Raw genomic sequence first — 19,026 nt, forward strand, 5'->3', positions numbered from 1 at the left:
CGCACACAGAAATCCTTTGCGAGGTTTGCATCTAGCGGCAGATTCGTTCCGTAAAGGCGTTTGAGGACTCGCTCTTCTCCCTGCATCGTTTAGTTCTTCTCAGAAGAACGGGGGCCTCTTTGCGTCCGCGATTTGCGTCGTTGCATCGCGTGGATGGCCTTTGTCCACGCGTATTCGGCACAAGACCGCGGCACTGACAGCGAACCATTTGAGGAGCATCGCCATGTCGGAGTCCAGCAATAAATCAGCATCCCTTATTGATGCATTCGATCGACGCGTCGAGCGGCGCCTGCAACGTAGACAGTTCTTTCGCAACGCCGGAGGCTTGAGTCTGGGACTCGTCGGCGGCACGCTGATCAGCGCGTGCGGCGGCGGTTCGGGATCGAGCGTGTCGGCCCAGAGCGCGCCGACCGATGCGGAGATCCTGAACTTCGCGCTGAACCTGGAGTACCTCGAATCGCAGTTCTATACGTACGCGACGACGGGCGCCGGACTCGCCGCCAGCATGACCACCGGTGTCGGCACGATGGGCACGGTGATCGCGGGGCAGCAGGTGCCGTTCCAGGATCCGGTTGTCAAAGCGTACGCCAACGAGATTGCCAACGACGAGCGCGAGCACGTCACCTTCCTGCGCAGCGCGTTGGGGTCGGCGGCGGTTGCCATGCCCTCGATCGACATCGGCGGCACCGATCCGAACGGCGCATTCTCAAACGCGGCGCGCGCTGCGGGACTCGTACCCGCGGGCACGGCGTTCAATCCGTATGCCAGCGACAACAACTTCCTGCTCGGCGCGTTCATTTTCGAAGACGTCGGCGTGACGGCTTATAAAGGCGCCTCGCCGCTCATCACCAACAAGACGTTCCTCGAGGCGGCGGCCGGCATTCTCGCGGCCGAGGCCTATCACGCCGGCCTGGTGCGAACCGTGCTGTATTCGAAAGGGATCGACATGACAAGTCTCGTCACCGCCGCCAACGCAATTTCTGCCGCACGCGACAGCCTCGACCACAACGGCCACGACGATCAGGGCATCACGGGAACAACCGCCGGCACGTCCAACATCGTGCCGCTCGACACCAACGGGCTCGCGTTCAGCCGCAATTACAGCAACGTGCTCAACATCGTCTATCTGACGAGTTCGGCGGCGACCAAAGGTGGCTTCTTCCCGAATGGCGTGAACGGTTCGCTCAACATGAGCGCCTGAAACACGTAGCCTGACGGGCCGGTTGCATCGGCAACGGGTTGCCGCGATGACGATCGCGCTCACCCGTTGGCCGGCCTTCATTTGCATTGCCTTGAACGCTTGACGACGTACAGGAGCAGTCATGAACGAAGCGATCAGTCAGGGTGCCGTGGCGCAGACCCTCACCGAGCAGGCCTGTTTCGACATTCGCGAAACGCTGGCGGGAAGACGCCGCGGTCTGCGTGCGGCGCTGCCGTTCGTGGGGCCCGCGGTGGTGGCGTCGATCGCGTACATGGACCCGGGTAACTTCGCCACCAACATTCAGGCGGGCGCCGGTTACGGCTATTCGCTGCTATGGGTGGTGGCGGTGGCGAACGTCGTCGCGATGCTGTTCCAGTCGCTCTCCGCCAAACTCGGTCTCGTGACCGGGCGCAATCTCGCCGAGTTATGCCGCTCGGCGCTGCCGCGCCGCTACGTGCTCGCAATGTGGGGCATCAGCGAAATCGCGGCAATGGCCACCGATCTTGCTGAGTTCGTCGGCGGCGCGATCGGCGTTTCGTTGCTTACGCATCTACCCATGGTGCCGAGCATGCTGATCACCGCAGCCGTCACCTATGGCTTGCTGCAATTCGAAAAGCGCGGCTTCCGGCCGCTCGAACTGGCGATCGCGGCGCTGATCGGTGTGATCGGACTGTCGTATCTCGCCGAGCTGCTGATCGCGCCGGTGCATTGGCCGTCAGTGGTCGCGCATACGTTCACGCCTAGCATGCCCGATAGCAACGCGCTCACGATATCGGTCGGCATTATCGGCGCGACGGTCATGCCGCATGTGCTCTTTCTGCATTCGGGGCTCACGCAGAATCGCGTGAAGCCGCGCAACGAAGGCGAGCGTGCCAGGCTGCTGCGATTCTCGAATATCGAAGTGGTGGCCGCGCTCGGCGTGGCCGGGTTGATCAACATGGCGATGGTGATCATGGCGTCGAGCGCGTTTCATGCCGGGCATCCGGAGATCGCCAGCATCGAGACCGCTTGGCGCACGCTCACGCCGCTGCTGGGCGGCGCCGCTGCGGGGCTCTTTTTGGCGGCGTTGATCGCCTCGGGCGTGTCGAGTTCGGTGGTCGGCACGATGGCCGGGCAAATGATCATGCAGGGCTTCGTCGGCTTTCATATCCCCGTGTGGGCGCGCCGGCTGATTACGATGGTGCCGGCCTTCGTGGTGGTGGCCTGCGGCGTCGACGCAACGCGCGCGCTGGTGCTCAGCCAGGTGGTGCTCAGCATCGCCCTGCCGGTGCCGATGATCGCGCTGGTGTGGTTCACCTCGCGCGGCGATCTGATGGGCCGCTACCGGAATCGCCGGGCGACGACCGTGGCGGCCGTGCTCGGCACGATCGTGGTGCTGGCGCTCAATCTCATCCTGCTGCTGCAGCTGGCCGGCATTTCGCCGTGGCCGCTGTTTCACGCCGGATGAGCCCGTAGGACCCTGGCAGGACTGCATCCGGTTGCGGGGTTGTTGCGTACATTGTTCGAACGAATCTTTTCGGACGGACCCTACTCTCATGCCACGACGCCTGCTGACCTTGACCGCCGCGCTGGCGCTCGCCGCTCTCGGCGGCTGCAGCGCGGCAGGCGTGCTCAACGCCGCCGTATCGCACAAGAGTTTTCGGGCCGAGAACGGCCTTGTCTACGGCAATGCGCCGCGCCAGAGGCTTGACGTGTATATGCCCACCGCCGGCGTGGCGCCGGCTGGTTCGCACGGCCGGCCGGTGGTGGTGTTCTTCTACGGCGGCAGTTGGCAGAACGGCTCGCGCAGCAGCTATCTGTTCGTCGGCGCGGCGCTGGCCTCGCGCGGCTTCGTCGCCGTGGTGGCGGATTATCGGACGTGGCCCGACACGGCGTTCCCCGGCTTTGTCGACGATGCCGCCACCGCCGTGCGCTGGGCCCGCGATCACGCGGCCGAATTCGGCGGCGACCCGTCGCGGATCTTTCTGATGGGCCACTCGGCGGGCGCGCATATCGCCATGCTGCTCGCTACCGACGGCCGCTATCTCGCCGCGCAGCAAATGAGCAAGCGCGACATCAGCGGTGTGATCGGCCTTGCCGGGCCCTATGATTTTCTGCCGCTGAAGGACGCCACGCTCGAAGAAATCTTCCCGCCCGCGTTGCGCGCCGCGAGCCAGCCGATCAATTTCGTGGAAGGCGATGAACCACCCATGTTCCTCGCCGCAGGCCAGCGCGATACGACCGTCGATCCGGGCAACACCGACCGGCTCGCGTCGAAGCTGCGTGCTTCGGGCGACACGGACGTGGAAGTGAAACACTACCCGCGGGTCGGGCATGCGCTGCTGGTGGGCGCGATGGCGGGACCTTTGCGGAGCTTTGCGCCAGTGCTCGACGATACCAGTGCGTTTATCGACGCACAGGCGATGAATCAGGCGCGGCGTTCGCATGACGCTGCCGGCGGTGTGCAATCGTTGCCCGCCTCTGCCATCGCGCAGAGCAACGTTTATCAGATACGCCGGCAACGCGCGAAAGCATCCACGGCGCCGTGTGGCGGTCTGCCGGCTGCATCGACACCCGTTGGCGGCGCCGATTGCCAAAAGCAAAGCAACTTGGGCCACGACGAATAAGCGCAGCCCGTGCGGTGAGCCGTGACCTAATGCAGCGCGAAGCTACTGCGCCGTGCCGAGCAATTGCTTGCGCAAAGTGGGCGCACGCGTCGACGGATCGAGCCAGATACCGAAGAAAGCGCGCGCGAACGCGAGATCGTCGACTTCGTCGGTCATGCGCTCGCCGGCATAAAAACGCACGCCCTTGTCCGGCAGAAACACCGCGCTCAACTGGTCGCCGGGACCGACGTCCACGAAGGCCCGCAGCATGTTCGCGCGCCAGCGCTCCAACGTATCGACCGGAATCGGTGCGCCCGCCAGGCGCTTGATCTCGCTGATCCCGGTATCTGCGAGGCGCTCGCGTGTGATGCCGCGCGCGTAGACGATATGCAGCGCAAAGCGCTCATCGTAATCGACCGGCACGCGTTCGCTCCACATTTGCGCGCGATAGAGCCGAAAGCCGAGCACGCTGAAATCGCCCTCGCCGACGAGTTTCGCGGTCTCTACGTCGGCGCGCCAGTCGGCGCAGGCCGCGCTTGCCCACAACACCAGCACGAGTGCCGCGAGCGAGCGCACGTCAGTCCGCCTTCGAGAGGACGAACTGCATGACGTCCGTGCGGCCCTCGTCGAAACCGGCTTCGCAATACGCCAGATACAGCCGCCACGTCCGCACGAAAATCTCGTCGAAACCTTGCGTGCGGATCGTGTCGAGTTGCGCTTCGAACGCGGCGCGCCAGCGGCGCAGCGTTTCCGCGTAATCGCGCCCGAATGCGAGCGACGTGGAAGTGGCGAGCTTGCCACGCCGCGCCGCCTGAGCAAAACGCTGCGGACTCGGCAGCATGCCGCCCGGGAAAATGAACTCGCGGATGAAGTCGCTCGTCGCGCGATAAGCGGCAAAGTGCGAGTCATCGATCGTGATGGTTTGCACCAGCGCGCGAGCACCCGGCCGCAGACGTTCGCGCAGAATGCGGAAGTACGCCGGCCAGAATTTTTCGCCGACCGCCTCGAACATTTCGATCGAAACGATGCCGTCGTACTGCCCGGTCAAGGTGCGGTAGTCGCGCAGTTCGAGTTGCACATGCTCGCTCAAGCCGGCTTCGCTCACGCGCTTCTGGCCGAATTCGAGCTGCGCCGGCGAGATCGTCACGCCATGCACATGAATGCCCAGGCGTGCCGCGTGCATCGCAAAACCGCCCCACCCGCAGCCGATTTCCAGAATGCGCATGCCTTCGCGCAAACCGAGCGTATCGATGATCCGCTGGTATTTTGCATGCTGCGCGTCTTCGAGCGATTGATGGAAATTGTCGTCGAACACCGCGCTCGAATAGGTGAAGGTCGGGTCGAGCCACTGCGCGTAAAACGCGTTGCCGATATCGTAGTGCGCGTGAATATTGCGCCGGCTGCCCGAGCGCGTATTCGGCCTCAGCTTGTGACGCAACCCGTACCAGAGTTGCGCGAGCCAGCCGCCATACACCGTGCGTTGCAGCGCTCGCTCGTTACGGATCGCGACGCGCAGCAGCGCGGCCAGGTCGGGCGTATCGACCCAGAAAGCGCGCCATGCGTCGGCGAAACCGATATCGCCTTTGCGCAGAATCGCGCCGCACGCGCGCCAGTCATGCATCTCCAGGCGCGCGCCGGGCGCCGCATGCGGATCGCCGAACACTCGTTGTTGCCCGTCGGGGGTGATCAGGACCAGATGCCCCACCTGGATCCTTTCGAGCAAGGAGAGAAACAGACGGCCTGACGCGGGGGCGGTTTGGTGCCCGCTCAGGGTTCTTGAAAGCGCCATGACGAAATCTCCTCAATCGGATGAAACGGGGCGCGCAGCGGCGGTGGGTTGGCCGGCTGCGGCATGATCGGTGGGCGCGTCGGCGGTACGGCCCGGCGCGGGGTGCTTGCCGTAGAACGGCGCTTTTTTGAGTGCGAGGCGCAAGGCCTGCCAGTGAATTTTCGCGACCACGCCAACCGTCAGCAGTGGCTGGCGCAGCAGCGCGGCGAGCGCGCTCGCGCGTGTCAGTGGCGTCAGGCGGCCGCCCAGTGCGGTGCGGATCAGCAAACCGTCCGCGTCGCGATAGTCGATCGAGACCGACGCGCTGTTGCGTGCTTCCTTGACGCGGAAGGTGTAGCCCCCTTCCACGCGGCAAAACGGCGACACGTGCAGCACTTTCCTGCACACGAGCCGCGTGTCGGCGGTGATCGGCGCGTTGCCTTCCGCGCTCAACAGATAGCTGTGGCGCTCGCCGAATGTATTGCGCACTTCGGCGAGCAGCGCGCGCAGCCGGCCGTCGCGATCGTGACAAAACCAGAAGCTGACCGGATTGAACGCATAGCCGAACACGCGCGGGAAAGCTTGCAGCCAGATCCGGCCGTTCGCTTCCGCGATGCCGGCAGCCGATAGTTGCGCGCGCATCCATGTGGCGAGGTCGCTGCCGTCGCGCGGACCGTGATCACGCTGATAGAGACTGAGCGGCCGCCAACGGTCGATGCCGAACCAGCCGCTCTCGAGCGAGTTCAGCCGATCCAGATCGCAGCGCACGTAAAACACCGGGTAGATGAAGCGATGATGCTTCGGCCGCAGACGCTCGTGCATCACCTTGCCGGTCAAAAGCCAGGCTGCTGGAGCGGCGTCGCTGTCGTGATCGCTCGGCGGTTTCATAGCTTGGCCCATGCCGGCGATGCATCGAAATCCGCGGCCACGCGCAGCGCCGATTTCAGACCGTCCTCGTGAAAACCATAGCCCGTCCACGCGCCCGCGAACCAGGTGCGGCGTTTGCCTTGCAGTGAAGGCAGACGGTGCTGCGCGTCGATGGCAGCCAGATCGAACAGCGGATGATCGTAGATGAAGCGGCGCAGTTCGGTGCCCGGCGCCGGCTGCGCCACCGGGTTGAGCGTGACGACGAGCGGCGTCCTGAACGGCAGCGGCTGTAACTGATTGACCAGATAGCTCACGCACACCGGATGCGTGCCGTCGACGCCGCGGCTGCCCAGGTAATTCCACGCCGACCACACGCGCTCACGACGCGGCAGCAGATTCGTGTCCGTGTGCAGCACCGCGACGTTCGGCTGATAGCGCACGGCGCCGAGCACGCCGCGCTCGTCGTGATCGGCGTCTTCCAGCAGGCGCAGCGTGGTCGGCGCATGCGTGGCGAGCACCAGTGCGTCGAAGCGCTCGGTGCCGCTGTCGGTGAAGACGTCCACGCCGTCGGCATCGCGCCGCACGCCGCGCACTGCCGTGCCGAGACGGACATCGTCGAGCGTGCCGGCGATGCGCCGCACATATTCCCGGCCGCCGCCGACCACGGTCTTCCACTGCGGCCGGCGGTTCACCTGCAGCAACGCGTGGTTCAGACAAAAGCGCAAGAACGTCGTGGCCGGGAACGCAAGGATATCGGCGGTGGCGCTCGACCAGATCGCGGCGGCCATCGGCAGCAGATATTGACGCTGGAACGCGCCGCCGTAACCGCCTTGCGTCAGCAATTCGCCCATCGACGCGCGCGTTTGCGTCGCCAGTTCGAGGTTGCGTTGCGCGCTGCCGTTAAAGCGCATGATGTCGCGCAACATGCCGATGAAGGTCGGCGAAAACAGGTTGCGGCGCTGCGCGAACACCGTGTTCAAACTGGTGCCGGCCCATTCGAGGCGCCCTTCGTCGAGCGAGACGGAGAAGGTCATCTCGCTCGGGTGCGAGCGCACACCCAGTTCATCGAACAGCGCGATCAGGTTCGGATAGGTGCGGTCGTTGAACACCAGAAAGCCGGTGTCGACGGGATGCGTGTGGCCTTCGAGTGAGACGTCCACTGTGTTGGTGTGGCCGCCCAGGTAGCCGGCCGATTCGAACAGCGAGACACGATGGTTGCGCGCGAGAAGATAGGCGCTGGCCAAACCCGAAATACCGGCGCCGATGACCGCGACCCGCGAGCCGCGCGGTAGTGGTGAGGTCGGTGCGGAATGGGTCATGGGCGCGTCTCCTGTTGGGGGCGCGCGGTCGGTTAGTGGAGTGTGGCGGGGCTTGCGCGTCCTTGAGGGGATTTACGCAGCGAGGGCGGAATTGGATGCAAAGGCGGGGCAAATTGCGGACAAGCGAAGTTGCCGGGCATGGCCTCTACTGAAGTTGCCGGGCATCGGCGCGGCCGGCGCCCGTGGGCGCCTGTTGCAGCGTCAGGAGACGGTCTCGTTCAAGGTTTCCATGACTTTCGACATCAAGCCGGCTCGTCTCCATTCGAGCCATTTGATGTAACAGCTCTGGGCAGGCGGATAGTGCGCAGGCAGGTGATGCCATTTGGCGCCTGTCTGCGTGATCCAGAATATCGCGTTGAGAATTCCGCGCGGATCGCGCCGTGGCCGCCCGACACCTGTTTTCGCGACATGGGGAAACAGGTGCTCGATCTTGGCCCAATCTTCGTCTGATAAAGGAATATGCGGCATCTAGAACTCGACAAGAAATGCTTTACGCCCTGGCGACGTCACGTCATATCGCTCTGTCCAGACACCAACCGCCAACCACGAACGCCATCATGAGAAGGATCGCGGCGGCCGTGCCTACCCAGATCAGCACATCGTCGAAAGTCGTATTGGCAAACGCAAGCGTACCGCGCCGCTCTGCTTTCACTTCGCCAGGTTTATCGTCCTGATCTTGAGAGACCATGTGCGACTCACATCACCGTTAGGGGAGAAAACGGGATTGGCTAATGCGCGCGCCGCTATGGCCGAATGACGGAACGCGAACGCCAGGATGGGTTATGCGTCAGGCCGTTTGCCGTTCGCAATGGACGGTTCCAGAATCTGTGCCGCTTCGAAATCGAGATCGGGAAACGTGACCTTCAAGATCCGGATAAGCTGCGCCGCGCATTGATCTGCTTCGACCGGCGCGTTGAGCTGCAGCACTTCGAGCAGCGTGACAAATGCCGGCAAGAAAGCGTCGGACACCGGCGTTTCTCTTGCCTGCTCGCGCAGATAAGCGATGTACCCGAACACGTGGCGTATGAACTCGACCTGACGCGCGGCGAACTGAGCGCTGTCGATTGCTTCGGAGGCAATGGTGAGGGAAACGTCGGCTGCCGGCGCATGCGGCAGCCGCACATACGATGTGAACTCGCTCAAGCGAAAGCTCCGGTTAACCCTGAAGGCAAGCTGGACAGGTCCGCCGACACGCTGCATACATGGCGCGCGTGACCCTGTGCTATAACCCTTATTGTCACTTTTACGTGATTATTTAGTCGTTTCTATCGTGAGGCAGTATTTCATACCACCTTACCTGCGTCAAATGTATTTGACAATCCTTTCTGCCCGCATCCAATGACATTCGATTGGCACGCGCTGTACGACGACGTGAAACGGCTGGGCGAGTTCGGCAGCGATGCTCAACTGGCCGAAAGCCTCGGGCTGACGCGCGCGCAGATTTCGGCATGGCGCACGGGCAAGAGCGATCTGGGCACGCTCACGAAGCTCAAAATCCTCGATGCGCTAGGACATGACCAGTTGCGCTCGGCGGTGCTCAGCCTGTTGCCCGAACAGAACCGCGACGAACTGGCGAAGCAGCATCTCGTCCTGACTGAGCGTGTGTCGCGCGGCATGCAGGCAAGGGATCGCGCGGCCGCTCCTTCGAGCGACGTCCCGCCGCCACGCGAGGCCAACCAGTTGCTCGCGCACCTGCCCGACGAGGAGCGGGAGCGAATCATGCAGCACCTCACTCCCGTTTCCCTGCCGCTTGGAAAAGTGGTGTATGAACCTGGCGAGCGCCTGACTCAGGTCTATCTGCCCACCACGGCGATCATCTCCATGCTGCACGTCATGGAGAACGGCGAGTCGGCCGAAATTGCGGTAGTCGGCAACGACGGGCTGCTCGGCGTGGCGGTTTTCATGGGTTCAGACACCGTTTCGAATCGGGCGGTCGTCCAGAACGCGGGGGACGCGTACTGTCTCAGCGCGCAGTTCGCCAAAGAGGAGTTCGCGCGCGGCGGCTATATCCGGCGACTGTTCCTGCGTTACGCGCAAGCGCTGATTACGCAGATGGCTCAGACTGCCGTTTGCAATCGCCATCATTCGATTGCACAGCAGTTTTGCCGGTGGCTCCTGCTGAGTCTGGACCGCCTCGACAGCAGCGAATTGCAAATGACGCAGGAATTGATCGCGAACATGCTGGGTGTGCGTCGAGGGAATGTGACCGAGATCGCGAAGCAGTTGGAAGCGACTGGCGCGATCCGCTATAACCGCGGGCACATTGAAGTGATCGACCGCGCCGCGCTGGAACAGCAGGTTTGCGAATGCTACGGCGTCGTGACGCGCGAATGCGAGCGGCTTTATTCGGCGGCGTGACTTGATGGCTGGGCGTCAGAACCGCCCATGCTTTAGCGGAGTTGAGCTGAGCTGCAATTCTCTCGATGACGATGCGGGCAGAGTGCGCATCGGCGTGCCTCCGTTTCGACCGCTACCGCGTGGCGCCGATTGAGCGGACCATCGCGGTCCACGGCAATTCTCTAACAGGCGCGTTGGTTCAACGCCGGTTGCCTGCCTGCGTGCCGCTTTCGGCGGCGTCCCGACCGGGTATCGTGAAGTCCATGACACCGCGTCCCGAATTGAGGTCCACCTCGACTCCTTTCGCGGCTGACGCATTTGCATCAATCCTGGGCCAGAACAGGTGGATCCACGAGCCCTTGTCGTCGTTGATCACGGCGTACGTGCTCCCGTCCGGGGCGAAGGTTTCCTGAAACACGTGTCTGCCGTTGCCATCAAATATATCCATGCCCGCCAGGTCGTCCTGCTTGTCGAATTGCACATACTTGCCCGGTGCAACGGATGGAGTCGCTTGCGGTACGTAGATGTCCTTCACCTTGCCATTGTCGTAATGAGTGAAGGTGGTCGGTGACCCGGCTTTCGGATTCGGGGGAGGAATTGCGGATCCTTGCGGGTCGGCGCCGGCCATCGTGAAGTCGTAGTGGAGCCGGTCTCCCGTCGCCGGGTCTCTGGGGTTGATCAGATGGAACTGCGTGTCGTGATCGGTGGTGGTGACGAAGTACCTGCTCCCGTCCGAACCGATGGTTTCCTGAGCATGCCGGCCGTTGCCGTCGAAGCTACTCATGCTCCGCAAGTTCCCTCGATCGTCGAAGTGCAAGTACCGGCCAGGGGGAACTGCTGGAGGGGGTTGCGGTATGAAGTCGTTCCGATTTCCAGTTGGGTCGTGTGTGACGGTCGGCAGCGGGATATTTACATTGGTCATGGAGAAGCCTCATGGCGAGTGCGTAAGAAATTGAGAGCACGGCGCTTTGTTTGCGGGATGAACCAGGGAGATATTGGAATGTCGCGGCGTGCGACGGGTGGTGGATATGCGCATGAGACATGCATCGTGGTTCGCGCGCGATGGTGACTGCCGCTGACCGGCTGGGGAAGGTGGAGTGGTGACTGGCCCGGGGAGGAGCCTGAGGTATGGCCCATAATGTACTTGCCAAACTTGACTGGAAAATCGAGGTGAAGGTCCACGAGATTCGTCTTGTCATCGAAGGGACCATGAGCCCGAATTTGGCGTGCCCCTGTGAAGTCTTTCCCCTGGCCGGCGTGAAGGCCAACCGTGAAGTCAATTGGAGAACAACACGACTCACAGCAAAAGCGAAAGGGCTGTACATCGCGATTTGACGTTCCAACCCGCATGTTCATCTTGACATCACGTGTCGCAGGTCACCGACATATTTATATACATATTCGCGTTCAATATCGTTATGAGTAAGTACGCACGCCTCGACTAGTACGATCAACCCGAAATCACCGAATGAACGGTACTAATCCTGTCACAGTCACAGTCATGTCAAGCTCGAAATCAGGTGGCAGCCACATGTGGCACGATGGCCGTCCCTCGCGATCGGGATGCCGCCGTCGGTCATCGAAGTATCACCTTCCTCGATTACGTTCGGCGACACATCGGGATGCCGTGGACACGACACATGATCGCCTTTGCGCGCGACGAAGCGGCCCTCGTACTGCATCGTCGTTGAGCCGGTTAGCACCTTGCCGCCGTGGTCGGTGTCATCGTCGACGCGGATAAGGTTCATCATATCAACCTGCTATTTCTCGAGAAGAGTCTTCAAATAATCAACCCGCTGTTTAGTGATCGCGACAAGACAGTCTTTCGTAATTAAGCCGGAACCCGCACCTTGAGATTGCGAGGCCTCGGCTGCAATATAACCATTGCACTGCTTCTCTCTGTAATTAAGCCATGCCTTTTGTGATTGCTCAAACTCATCCTTGTATTGCGTAGATGCATATATTTTTTTATAAATCTCATTCAAATCTCTTTTTGAGCTATCCAGAGCGCGATCAGCGCAAGCTAAATCATCATAGACATTCCCGCCGTCGGCGCACGTCTTGGCAAATGAACTCAAAGGCAACAGCAAAATTATCAAGCAAATGATCTTTTTCATAACACCCTCAACAGACTAACGATTGTATGACTCTGGAAGCTCTATCGTATAAGGCTCTGGCCTAGAAGACATCAGTCCTTGCGTTGTCCCATGCACATGAACTGCATGTCCCGCTCCATACCTATACCCACTAATGTTTGCTTGATGGATGACATCTTCAACCCATGCTCTTGTTGCGTCCGAGGCTTCGTCTAAAGCATATGGATTTGCATAACTCAGGTTATTTCCAACCAGGGAAACACCGCCGTTAGCACGATCTTGTAAATGAGCGACAACCAGAGACCTTACTCTCGGAGAAACCCGACTGTCAGGCACATTCTGCACGCTTCCATAAGCACTTGGTCTCGGAGCATTAATATCCGAAAATTGCCACCTTTCGTTAATTACGCCTCTAATTGTGCTCCAATTTTCGCGCCCAGACATCCGGCGGTTTAAAATAGTGTCGACAACTGCACCGGCCTGCTTGCCCAAATTGTCGTCATCCAGGCTCAATGCAACCTCGGTTGCCGTAACTTTAATCAGATCATCCACATCCTGTTCGGATAATACAAGAAGCCTTGTTTTATCAACCGAATTAATGAAATTCCCGATCAACCCAATCGGATGAAAGTGCCACGGGGTCGGCTCCTTCGGAAACCCCTCGACACCCGTCACCTGTTCCCACCATTGCAGCTCGCCGATCCGCTCAAGCTCGCTTTTCCAGAGCCACAATAGCTCCTTCATCAGCGGCGACAGTTCATCCCACTTGCTTGGACCTCCGCCCCATTCGCTTTCGCAACGTACCACCAGATGCGAAAGCGCCTCCGCGAGCCATGGCACCTGCTGCGCGGCCTTCAATTCCTGCGCCGTTATCTTGCCGTCGCGACTCGTGTCGATCGCCTTTTCCAGCTTCGTGATGAGTTCGCCAGCGTTCACCAGCGACATGCTTGGTTTGAACTCCGATTCGTCCTCTCCCTGGATCAACTGCTGCGTAACGTACAGGTAGCGCTTGAACATGTCGATCGGCTTGATGCTGCTGCTGTCCACGAGTTCGAAGCCGGGCCAGTCCCACGGACCGCACATGCGCGTAAGTGGATGGTCTTTCTCGCATACCCATCCCTGACGCGTTGCACCGTCCTTCGTGCCAATCGTGATGTTCCACCAATGCTGACCCTTATCGTCCCTCGCGACATTCTGCTCACCAAGCTTGTCGAGGTCGATGCGTCGGAATACATCACGGAAATCTGCACCGGGTCCCTTCGCATTCGCCACCTTCAACGGAAAGTCTTTCCAGCCCTGCACGACAGCGGTCGTGACCGTGCCTGCCACACTCGCATCAACCCATAACGGCGTCCCGAAATTTACGAACGACTGCGCCTGCTGATGGTGAGGTCCGCCCGGATGGGCTGGATGCGCCTGAGCGGGTGTTGCTTGCGGGGCGCTCTTCGGTTGGACCTTCACCCAGCATGAACCCTGAGCGGTGCCGACCGGCACCAGCTTCAGGCCGATTTGTTGCAGCGTCTGGTCACGTTCTGGCAGCTCGGTTACCAGCATCGCACCGGGTGAGATTTCCAGAAATGTCTTCATCTCCGGCAACTGCTTGACCCGCTCCTTGCTTCTTGCGATGAAAGCCTGCAAGTCCGGCCCGGCGAACGTTTCGAGGTGCAGCATCGGATGCGCGGGCTTCGGCGGCATGGCGCTCGAATCCGTGTATTCCTGATACTGACCGACATGACCGACGACCGTACCGGCCTTCACGGGGAATGGTGTCTTGAGCACCACCACCTGATCGAGCGGCTTGGGGTCCATCACAATATCAAGTTCATTGACGAACACCCAGCCGTACGGTGCATGCGGCGAAGCGTCCTGCCCGACGACTGGCCCGACGGGGGTACCGCTTTTGATCGTCGCAATTTTTTTCCAGCCTGGCTTGTCGGATCTCTCGGTCTCCGAGACGGTCAGCTCCGATCCCGCAGGCAGCAATCCGATAATCTTGCCGTTTGCCGAATCGCGCACGCGAATACCGGTAGCAGGCGCCACAGGTAGCGTGCTCTCGGCGTCACCTGGTTGCGTCGCCGGTAGCTGGAAATTGTTCTTGATGAGTGCCCCGATTTCGTCGGTATTCGCATCAGGTGTAGGCGTCTTCGGCTTCGGTACTTCCTGCTTGTCCTTCGCCTTCTCGCCTACACGGTAGTACCGGTCACCCTCCCAGTAAGGCATGGGTTCAATGTGCGGCGCGTTTGCATCAGGCATTGAGCCTGAATCCTGCGCAACTTCCATCGCCAGTTGATACGCGACGTGGTCCATCAGGTGCATGTACAGACTGAAAAACACGAGCGTGTCTGCGGCAGGAGGCTTAGGTGGTGCAGGGGCTGTCGGCGTGCTCGCTGCTGCCGGGGCGCTTGCCGTGCCGGGGGAAGCAGGAGCAGGGGGCGTACTCGACGCCCCCTGTGGACCTGATCCTCCTTGCGCGTTGGCCGCACCCGACTGAGCGGCATCCGGTTTCGGCTGCGGCGGCGGAAGTTGCAACTTGTGGCGAATCAGCACGAAGCCCGTCGAATACAACGAGGTGCGTTTGTCCTGATACTGGAGTTCGGGATATTTCGAATTGAGCCGGTACGCGACGACTTCCCCGTCCGCTATCGCACGGATGCCGCCGTCCTGTTTCAGTGCGTTGGCCGTTAGTCCGTCAAAGTGAATCCCGCCATGCCACAGACCGTTTGCGCCGAGCGGATAGAAACCGCCCTGTGCGTTGCCGAGCGCCTTCATGTAGGTCATCGGATCGCCCCCGTCATCCTTGTTGGAGGGGGCGAACGGAAAGCTCCATTTCAATGGAATGTAGTTCGGTGCAGCAGGTGTGGCAGGCGCGGCCGGAGCAGCTGGGGCCTGCTGGGGGGTCGCTGCATGATGCGCGCCGTGATGCGAATTGCTCATGGGGCTCGGTTCCCGTTATTATTTCTGCGTGACGTACATTGAACGGCTTTCGGTCAACCCGAAAATCTCAGGCCGCGGCCGCCCTTCGTCGCAACAGGGGTCGCCTGCAACGGGTCGAGGTTCGTCGCACTCGCACCACCCGGCTTGTCCCACGATGCGCAGCGTTCCAGAATGTGCCCGGTCGTGACGTTCTCGATTCCTGCACCCTTGATGCTGATGTACGAACCGCCCGCGCCAATCCACACTTCCGTTTTGGCCGTCAGAACCAGCCGCCCCGTCGCACTCTCGACCTTGAGATCAAGTTGCGAGAGCAGATTCATCGCATCGCTGAGCGCCTGAATATCAACCTTTCCTTTCGCCGCGATCAGCTTGATGCCAAGGTTCTGCGCAAAGAGGCTGATTCCATCCATCACACTCGCAAGCAGAGATTTACCCGCCGCTAGAATGACGTTCTTCCGCGCGACGGTGTTGATATGCTCGTCGGCCGTCAGGTGGACCGACTGCTGCGTGCTCGCCGCAATGCCTTCAGGACTGGACAGCACCATGACAGGCTTCGAGAAGCCGTTCGCGTTGCCCGTGCCGCCGCCCGCCGTACGGCCACCCTTGCCTACCGAGCCCGCCACGCTGTGCTGGGTCGCGTCGGTGAAGGTTTTGAGTGCGTCGTGGCCGTCCTGCAGGCTCTCGCCCCGGTTCGTTTCGCTGGACTTGGAGACGGTTTCGAGGACGGCCTCCGCGCCCGCCAGTTGCCCGGTGGTCGCCGCCACGTTCAGCGGCTGCGTTGCGACAGGCTGCGTCGAAATGACCATGCCCTGCTCGGCGCGCAATGCGCCATACGCTCCCGACCTCAGATCGAAACCGGTCCCGATGAACGGGCCGCGCGTGTTATCCGTATGCTGGATCAGATACCCCATGTGAAGGCCAGTGCTGTAACTCGTTGAGTACAAACTCAGCCGATTCTGCCCGCTGGCGTCATCCATCAGGATTTCGTTAAAACCATCGCCGCCATACTCTTTCGAGCGATGCCCGGAAAACAGGCCGTGCGAGTGGAAGACCGGTTTCGTCGCGCCCCCGTGCAGCCTTGAGATAATCACTGGCCTGTCGCAGTCGCCGTTCACGAAACCGACGAGCACTTCGTCTCCCTTCCTCAAGGCGAAATGGCCGCCGCGCTGCTGGCCCGCATCCGGCATCGCAGCGCGTATCCACGCCGACGCACGTTCGTTGCGACCCTTGCGACTCCACGAGAACCAGACCTTCGAGCGGTTCAGTGAGTCGATAAAAATTTCTTCGTTGTCCGGCGTGCCGACGATGCCCGTCTGCAGATGCATCTCGGGCTTTTGATGTGTGAGTGGGCTGCGGAACGGTACGCGCCGTCGCTGTGCTTCGATCTCTACCTGAAAGAATCCCGCACTGCCGTCCGTGTGGCGAACGGTCGATCCCGCGCCCGCTGCGCGCGCCTGCTCGATTTCGGCGCGCAGGCTCCGCGGGAACCGCGCGAGGGCCTCGATATCTGGCACGTTGTTCTGGATCAGCCAGTCGACGGCGATGATCGCCATTTCACGTTCGTTTGCTGGTTCGCTGTCGTGGACGGGGTGGCCATCGAGCCTGTACCAGTAGCCGGGCAGCGCGCATCGCAGGCTGCCGACGCCGAAGTACCGTTTGGAGCGGCTTGCCATTTCCTCCGCGCGAACGCGTGCCTGCGTCTCACCCATCTCGCTGTCCGACCACGAGTACCCGCCGGTATAGATGTACTTCTCACCCTGCGCGGGCAGTTCGTCCTGATTGAACGCGGGGGAGCTAACCTCCTTCGGCAGGTCAGGTCGCATGTAGTCGAACGTGTTCGTCGTAATCGCTTCGCTTTGCGTATCCTGCTGCTCACTCCACTGTGTCAGGCCATCGAATTCCTCGCTCGTACCCGAACGGCTGAATTTCACCACCTGTTCCGGCAACGGCGGAACAAAGTACAGATCGTCCATGATGACGACGGTGTGCGATTTGCCATCCTTCGCGAATTCGAAGCGCGGAAAGATACCGACCTCTTCCATGCTACGGTAGACAAAGTTCCAGTCGTCTTCCCATTGGACCCGTTGCGAATACGAGCGGATCGGCGAGCGCAGATCGAAGCGATACTGGCCCTGCGCCTGCGGGGTCTTGGCGAACACATCGGCGAGAATCTGCCTGCCGTCAGCTTCCTGCCAGTCGCGGCAGTCACTGCTGAGCTTGAGAAAGCTCAGCCATGATGAAAACTGAATCTGGTAATACGTCATTGGCCCATCGCTTCCCAGACGACGGGCATGCTGCACGTAACCGTGGATCGACATATAGCTGCCGTCGTTCTGCTGAATCCACAGTGTGACCGCCTTCAGCACGAGCGCGCCAAGCTTGATCTTTTCGCCATACGCCGACACGGCATCGACAGTGAATTCGAAATTGCCCCCAAGGCGGGCCGAACCTTTCACGTACATCGGTACGAGCCAGTCCTCGCCGAGCGGCGTGTCGAGCCTGTTCAGCCGACCCACCTGCGTATATCCAGCGCGCAGCGCACCCTGCAGCACTTCGTAAGCCATGCCGAACCCCGTGTATGGAAAACGCATACGGCCGCCACTCAACGCGGGCCAGCCTGTTTACTTCGTAAATAACGGCACCCGAAGACGAAAGCTTCGGGGATTAGGTCCGTTAAATCCAATCATGCAGGAAAAGGCGAATCCTGAACTTGCATATTCTCAGATTCAATTACCCATGCCGCATAAAGTGACAATCAGGCAGTGACATTGCCACATTGGGCGTACGCCGGATTTTATCGAAACCCGGTAACCCGCGCCATATTGGCGCGAGGTTAAACCTTGTCAAATGGGAAAGCACGGTTGACTCCATGAGGACGAAATGACCCGGTTGCCTTTTGATGAAAAATCACAAAAACGTATCTGCACGTTTCCTTGAAACCTTGATAATTCAGCAATGGCAAAACAGGCTTTTTTGCCCATTACGGCCGACGTCAGCAGGCGGATGGTTGCCGACCCGAGCAACAATGCGGTACCCGATGACGATAAACGGGAAATATCGCTATAAGTGCGGCGGCGCCGAAACGGGCGCAAGCATCCGCGAAACTGCGGAAAAGTTTGGCGTCGGGACCGCGACAGTAAAGCGAGCATGCGCTGATCATGACGACCCACGTTAGCCAGACTCTCACACAGCGGGGCGTTTGCGCTCCCCGGCCTCAACTATAAATCGCGCCCGCTCGAAAAGTTCGTCAAAGGTGATGATTTCGGGGGCAGTCACGTTTCTGCGGAAAAGCTCAAATGACGAATACTTCTCTTCGTTGATCCCGTGCTGCGTCCGAAATTCCGCAAGCGAACCAATGACTAGGAACGAGCGAGGCTGATAGAGAAATAACCTTTCCCCCGTCGGAGCGCCATCTTCGCCTTTTACGTCAAGCCGCGATTGAATGTTGGCGAGAGAGACCTGCACTGAGCGCTGTACTTGTGCGATTGCTCCCGCGAGCTCATCGGAGATTTGCCAACACTCTTTGCGATAGGGGCTGGCAACAGGCTTGAGGAGCGGCGTCGCGTGGGTTTTGATCTCGCCAAACGATACGGCACTGATCAGACCATGAGTTTTTAAAAGCGCTGAATGTAACCGGCGCGCATTGCAAAAGCCCAACCAGTCAATCACCTCATCCATTGCTGCTCGCCGGGTGGCGAAGTTTCGTCCGTGCATGCGTGCTACCTTCAGCGAAACCGATAGACTTTCCGTCGGCGGATTATCCCAACTATTTCCACGTCGGCTCATCGACGAACGCATGCCGCAGGTCTTCAACGTGTCCTGAAGCAGGCCGGTGCAATACTGGCTACCATGGGTCGCTATGCACGATTACGCCGGCTTGTGGACCGTGTCGGAACCATGACTCATGCCTAGTCTGCGC

General features: G+C 60.6%; 17 protein-coding genes and 2 pseudogenes. 6 read left to right on the forward strand and 13 right to left on the reverse strand.

Annotated elements, in window-relative coordinates:
- Positions 1 to 223 precede the first annotated feature (223 nt).
- The 3 genes from BLW71_RS11070 to BLW71_RS11080 all read left to right on the forward strand — a co-directional run bounded on the left by BLW71_RS11070 (position 224) and on the right by BLW71_RS11080 (position 3,807).
- Positions 224 to 1,201 (forward strand): ferritin-like domain-containing protein, encoded by a 978-nt coding sequence (locus BLW71_RS11070; protein ID WP_091796313.1) that lies wholly within the window; start codon positions 224 to 226, stop codon positions 1,199 to 1,201.
- A gap of 121 nt (positions 1,202 to 1,322) precedes the next feature.
- A complete protein-coding gene (locus tag BLW71_RS11075; RefSeq protein ID WP_091796315.1) occupies positions 1,323 to 2,648 on the forward strand; it encodes an Nramp family divalent metal transporter in 1,326 nt (441 codons plus the stop codon).
- 88 nt (positions 2,649 to 2,736) lie between these two features.
- Positions 2,737 to 3,807: an alpha/beta hydrolase gene (locus BLW71_RS11080; protein ID WP_091796317.1), complete on the forward strand. Its 1,071-nt coding sequence runs from the start codon at positions 2,737 to 2,739 to the stop codon at positions 3,805 to 3,807.
- A gap of 42 nt (positions 3,808 to 3,849) precedes the next feature.
- On the opposite strand, the gene BLW71_RS11085 is transcribed toward BLW71_RS11080, so the two are convergent.
- From BLW71_RS11085 to BLW71_RS11110, 7 genes are all read right to left on the reverse strand, one after another.
- On the reverse strand, positions 3,850 to 4,362 hold the full coding sequence (locus BLW71_RS11085; RefSeq protein ID WP_091796321.1) for a chalcone isomerase family protein: 513 nt from the start codon (positions 4,360 to 4,362) through the stop codon (positions 3,850 to 3,852).
- A gap of 1 nt (position 4,363) precedes the next feature.
- Positions 4,364 to 5,575: an SAM-dependent methyltransferase gene (locus BLW71_RS11090; RefSeq protein WP_091796323.1), complete on the reverse strand. Its 1,212-nt coding sequence runs from the start codon at positions 5,573 to 5,575 to the stop codon at positions 4,364 to 4,366.
- Positions 5,576 to 5,587: 12 nt separating this feature from the next.
- Positions 5,588 to 6,442, reverse strand: a complete 855-nt coding sequence (locus BLW71_RS11095; protein WP_091796325.1) for a DUF1365 domain-containing protein — start codon at positions 6,440 to 6,442, stop codon at positions 5,588 to 5,590.
- Entirely contained in the window at positions 6,439 to 7,740 is a 1,302-nt protein-coding gene (locus tag BLW71_RS11100) for an NAD(P)/FAD-dependent oxidoreductase (protein WP_091796327.1), read from the reverse strand. Before BLW71_RS11100 ends, BLW71_RS11095 begins: the two co-directional genes overlap by 4 nt.
- 201 nt (positions 7,741 to 7,941) lie before the next feature.
- A complete protein-coding gene (locus BLW71_RS11105) occupies positions 7,942 to 8,208 on the reverse strand; it encodes a transposase (protein ID WP_091796329.1) in 267 nt (88 codons plus the stop codon).
- Between the two features lie 43 nt (positions 8,209 to 8,251).
- Positions 8,252 to 8,428, reverse strand: a complete 177-nt coding sequence (locus BLW71_RS41590; RefSeq protein ID WP_177205005.1) for a hypothetical protein — start codon at positions 8,426 to 8,428, stop codon at positions 8,252 to 8,254.
- 92 nt (positions 8,429 to 8,520) lie between these two features.
- Positions 8,521 to 8,883 carry a hypothetical protein gene (locus tag BLW71_RS11110; RefSeq protein WP_177205006.1) on the reverse strand — a complete coding sequence of 121 codons (363 nt, stop codon included), beginning with the start codon at positions 8,881 to 8,883 and terminating at the stop codon, positions 8,521 to 8,523.
- A 195-nt stretch (positions 8,884 to 9,078) separates the two neighbouring features.
- Between BLW71_RS11110 and BLW71_RS11115 the strand changes: the two genes are divergently transcribed.
- Positions 9,079 to 10,098, forward strand: a complete 1,020-nt coding sequence (locus BLW71_RS11115) for a helix-turn-helix domain-containing protein (RefSeq protein WP_091796331.1) — start codon at positions 9,079 to 9,081, stop codon at positions 10,096 to 10,098.
- Between the two features lie 178 nt (positions 10,099 to 10,276).
- On the opposite strand, the gene BLW71_RS11120 is transcribed toward BLW71_RS11115, so the two are convergent.
- Positions 10,277 to 10,861 carry a hypothetical protein gene (locus BLW71_RS11120; protein WP_286161973.1) on the reverse strand — a complete coding sequence of 195 codons (585 nt, stop codon included), beginning with the start codon at positions 10,859 to 10,861 and terminating at the stop codon, positions 10,277 to 10,279.
- Positions 10,862 to 11,205: 344 nt separating this feature from the next.
- Between BLW71_RS11120 and BLW71_RS11125 the strand changes: the two genes are divergently transcribed.
- Positions 11,206 to 11,412 carry a hypothetical protein gene (locus tag BLW71_RS11125; RefSeq protein ID WP_091796335.1) on the forward strand — a complete coding sequence of 69 codons (207 nt, stop codon included), beginning with the start codon at positions 11,206 to 11,208 and terminating at the stop codon, positions 11,410 to 11,412.
- A 164-nt stretch (positions 11,413 to 11,576) separates the two neighbouring features.
- Here BLW71_RS11125 and BLW71_RS11130 read toward each other — a convergent pair whose 3' ends face one another.
- Genes BLW71_RS11130 through BLW71_RS11145 form a run of 4 tightly spaced genes read right to left on the reverse strand, consistent with a single transcriptional unit; the run spans position 11,577 to position 17,671 of the window.
- Positions 11,577 to 11,828, reverse strand: a complete 252-nt coding sequence (locus BLW71_RS11130) for a PAAR domain-containing protein (protein WP_091796337.1) — start codon at positions 11,826 to 11,828, stop codon at positions 11,577 to 11,579.
- A gap of 9 nt (positions 11,829 to 11,837) precedes the next feature.
- A complete protein-coding gene (locus BLW71_RS11135) occupies positions 11,838 to 12,194 on the reverse strand; it encodes a lysozyme inhibitor LprI family protein (protein ID WP_091796339.1) in 357 nt (118 codons plus the stop codon).
- A 15-nt stretch (positions 12,195 to 12,209) separates the two neighbouring features.
- Positions 12,210 to 15,107, reverse strand: coding sequence for a calcium-binding protein (locus BLW71_RS11140; RefSeq protein WP_091796341.1), 2,898 nt, complete (start codon positions 15,105 to 15,107; stop codon positions 12,210 to 12,212).
- Positions 15,108 to 15,160: 53 nt separating this feature from the next.
- A complete protein-coding gene (locus BLW71_RS11145) occupies positions 15,161 to 17,671 on the reverse strand; it encodes a type VI secretion system Vgr family protein (protein WP_091800707.1) in 2,511 nt (836 codons plus the stop codon).
- Positions 17,672 to 18,177: 506 nt separating this feature from the next.
- Between BLW71_RS11145 and BLW71_RS42770 the strand changes: the two are divergent.
- Positions 18,178 to 18,282, forward strand: a pseudogene (locus BLW71_RS42770) (recombinase family protein); the annotation flags it as partial.
- A gap of 8 nt (positions 18,283 to 18,290) precedes the next feature.
- Here BLW71_RS42770 and BLW71_RS42920 read toward each other — a convergent pair.
- Positions 18,291 to 19,008 (reverse strand): annotated as a pseudogene (locus BLW71_RS42920) (Shedu immune nuclease family protein); the annotation flags it as partial.
- Positions 19,009 to 19,026: the final 18 nt, after the last annotated feature.

Source organism: Burkholderia sp. WP9, from assembly GCF_900104795.1.
Classification (GTDB): domain Bacteria; phylum Pseudomonadota; class Gammaproteobacteria; order Burkholderiales; family Burkholderiaceae; genus Paraburkholderia.

What these genes read in the sequence shown, in the direction of transcription:
- BLW71_RS11070 (WP_091796313.1), top strand. Translation starts at nt 224, where the DNA reads ATGTCGGAGTCCAGCAATAAATCAGCATCCCTTATTGATGCATTCGAT.
- BLW71_RS11075 (WP_091796315.1), top strand. Translation starts at nt 1,323, where the DNA reads ATGAACGAAGCGATCAGTCAGGGTGCCGTGGCGCAGACCCTCACCGAG.
- BLW71_RS11080 (WP_091796317.1), top strand. Translation starts at nt 2,737, where the DNA reads ATGCCACGACGCCTGCTGACCTTGACCGCCGCGCTGGCGCTCGCCGCT.
- BLW71_RS11090 (WP_091796323.1), bottom strand. Translation starts at nt 5,575, where the DNA reads ATGGCGCTTTCAAGAACCCTGAGCGGGCACCAAACCGCCCCCGCGTCA.
- BLW71_RS11095 (WP_091796325.1), bottom strand. Translation starts at nt 6,442, where the DNA reads ATGAAACCGCCGAGCGATCACGACAGCGACGCCGCTCCAGCAGCCTGG.
- BLW71_RS11100 (WP_091796327.1), bottom strand. Translation starts at nt 7,740, where the DNA reads ATGACCCATTCCGCACCGACCTCACCACTACCGCGCGGCTCGCGGGTC.
- BLW71_RS11105 (WP_091796329.1), bottom strand. Translation starts at nt 8,208, where the DNA reads ATGCCGCATATTCCTTTATCAGACGAAGATTGGGCCAAGATCGAGCAC.
- BLW71_RS41590 (WP_177205005.1), bottom strand. Translation starts at nt 8,428, where the DNA reads ATGGTCTCTCAAGATCAGGACGATAAACCTGGCGAAGTGAAAGCAGAG.
- BLW71_RS11115 (WP_091796331.1), top strand. Translation starts at nt 9,079, where the DNA reads ATGACATTCGATTGGCACGCGCTGTACGACGACGTGAAACGGCTGGGC.
- BLW71_RS11120 (WP_286161973.1), bottom strand. Translation starts at nt 10,861, where the DNA reads ATGAGTAGCTTCGACGGCAACGGCCGGCATGCTCAGGAAACCATCGGT.
- BLW71_RS11125 (WP_091796335.1), top strand. Translation starts at nt 11,206, where the DNA reads ATGGCCCATAATGTACTTGCCAAACTTGACTGGAAAATCGAGGTGAAG.
- BLW71_RS11130 (WP_091796337.1), bottom strand. Translation starts at nt 11,828, where the DNA reads ATGATGAACCTTATCCGCGTCGACGATGACACCGACCACGGCGGCAAG.
- BLW71_RS11135 (WP_091796339.1), bottom strand. Translation starts at nt 12,194, where the DNA reads ATGAAAAAGATCATTTGCTTGATAATTTTGCTGTTGCCTTTGAGTTCA.
- BLW71_RS11140 (WP_091796341.1), bottom strand. Translation starts at nt 15,107, where the DNA reads ATGAGCAATTCGCATCACGGCGCGCATCATGCAGCGACCCCCCAGCAG.
- BLW71_RS11145 (WP_091800707.1), bottom strand. Translation starts at nt 17,671, where the DNA reads ATGGCTTACGAAGTGCTGCAGGGTGCGCTGCGCGCTGGATATACGCAG.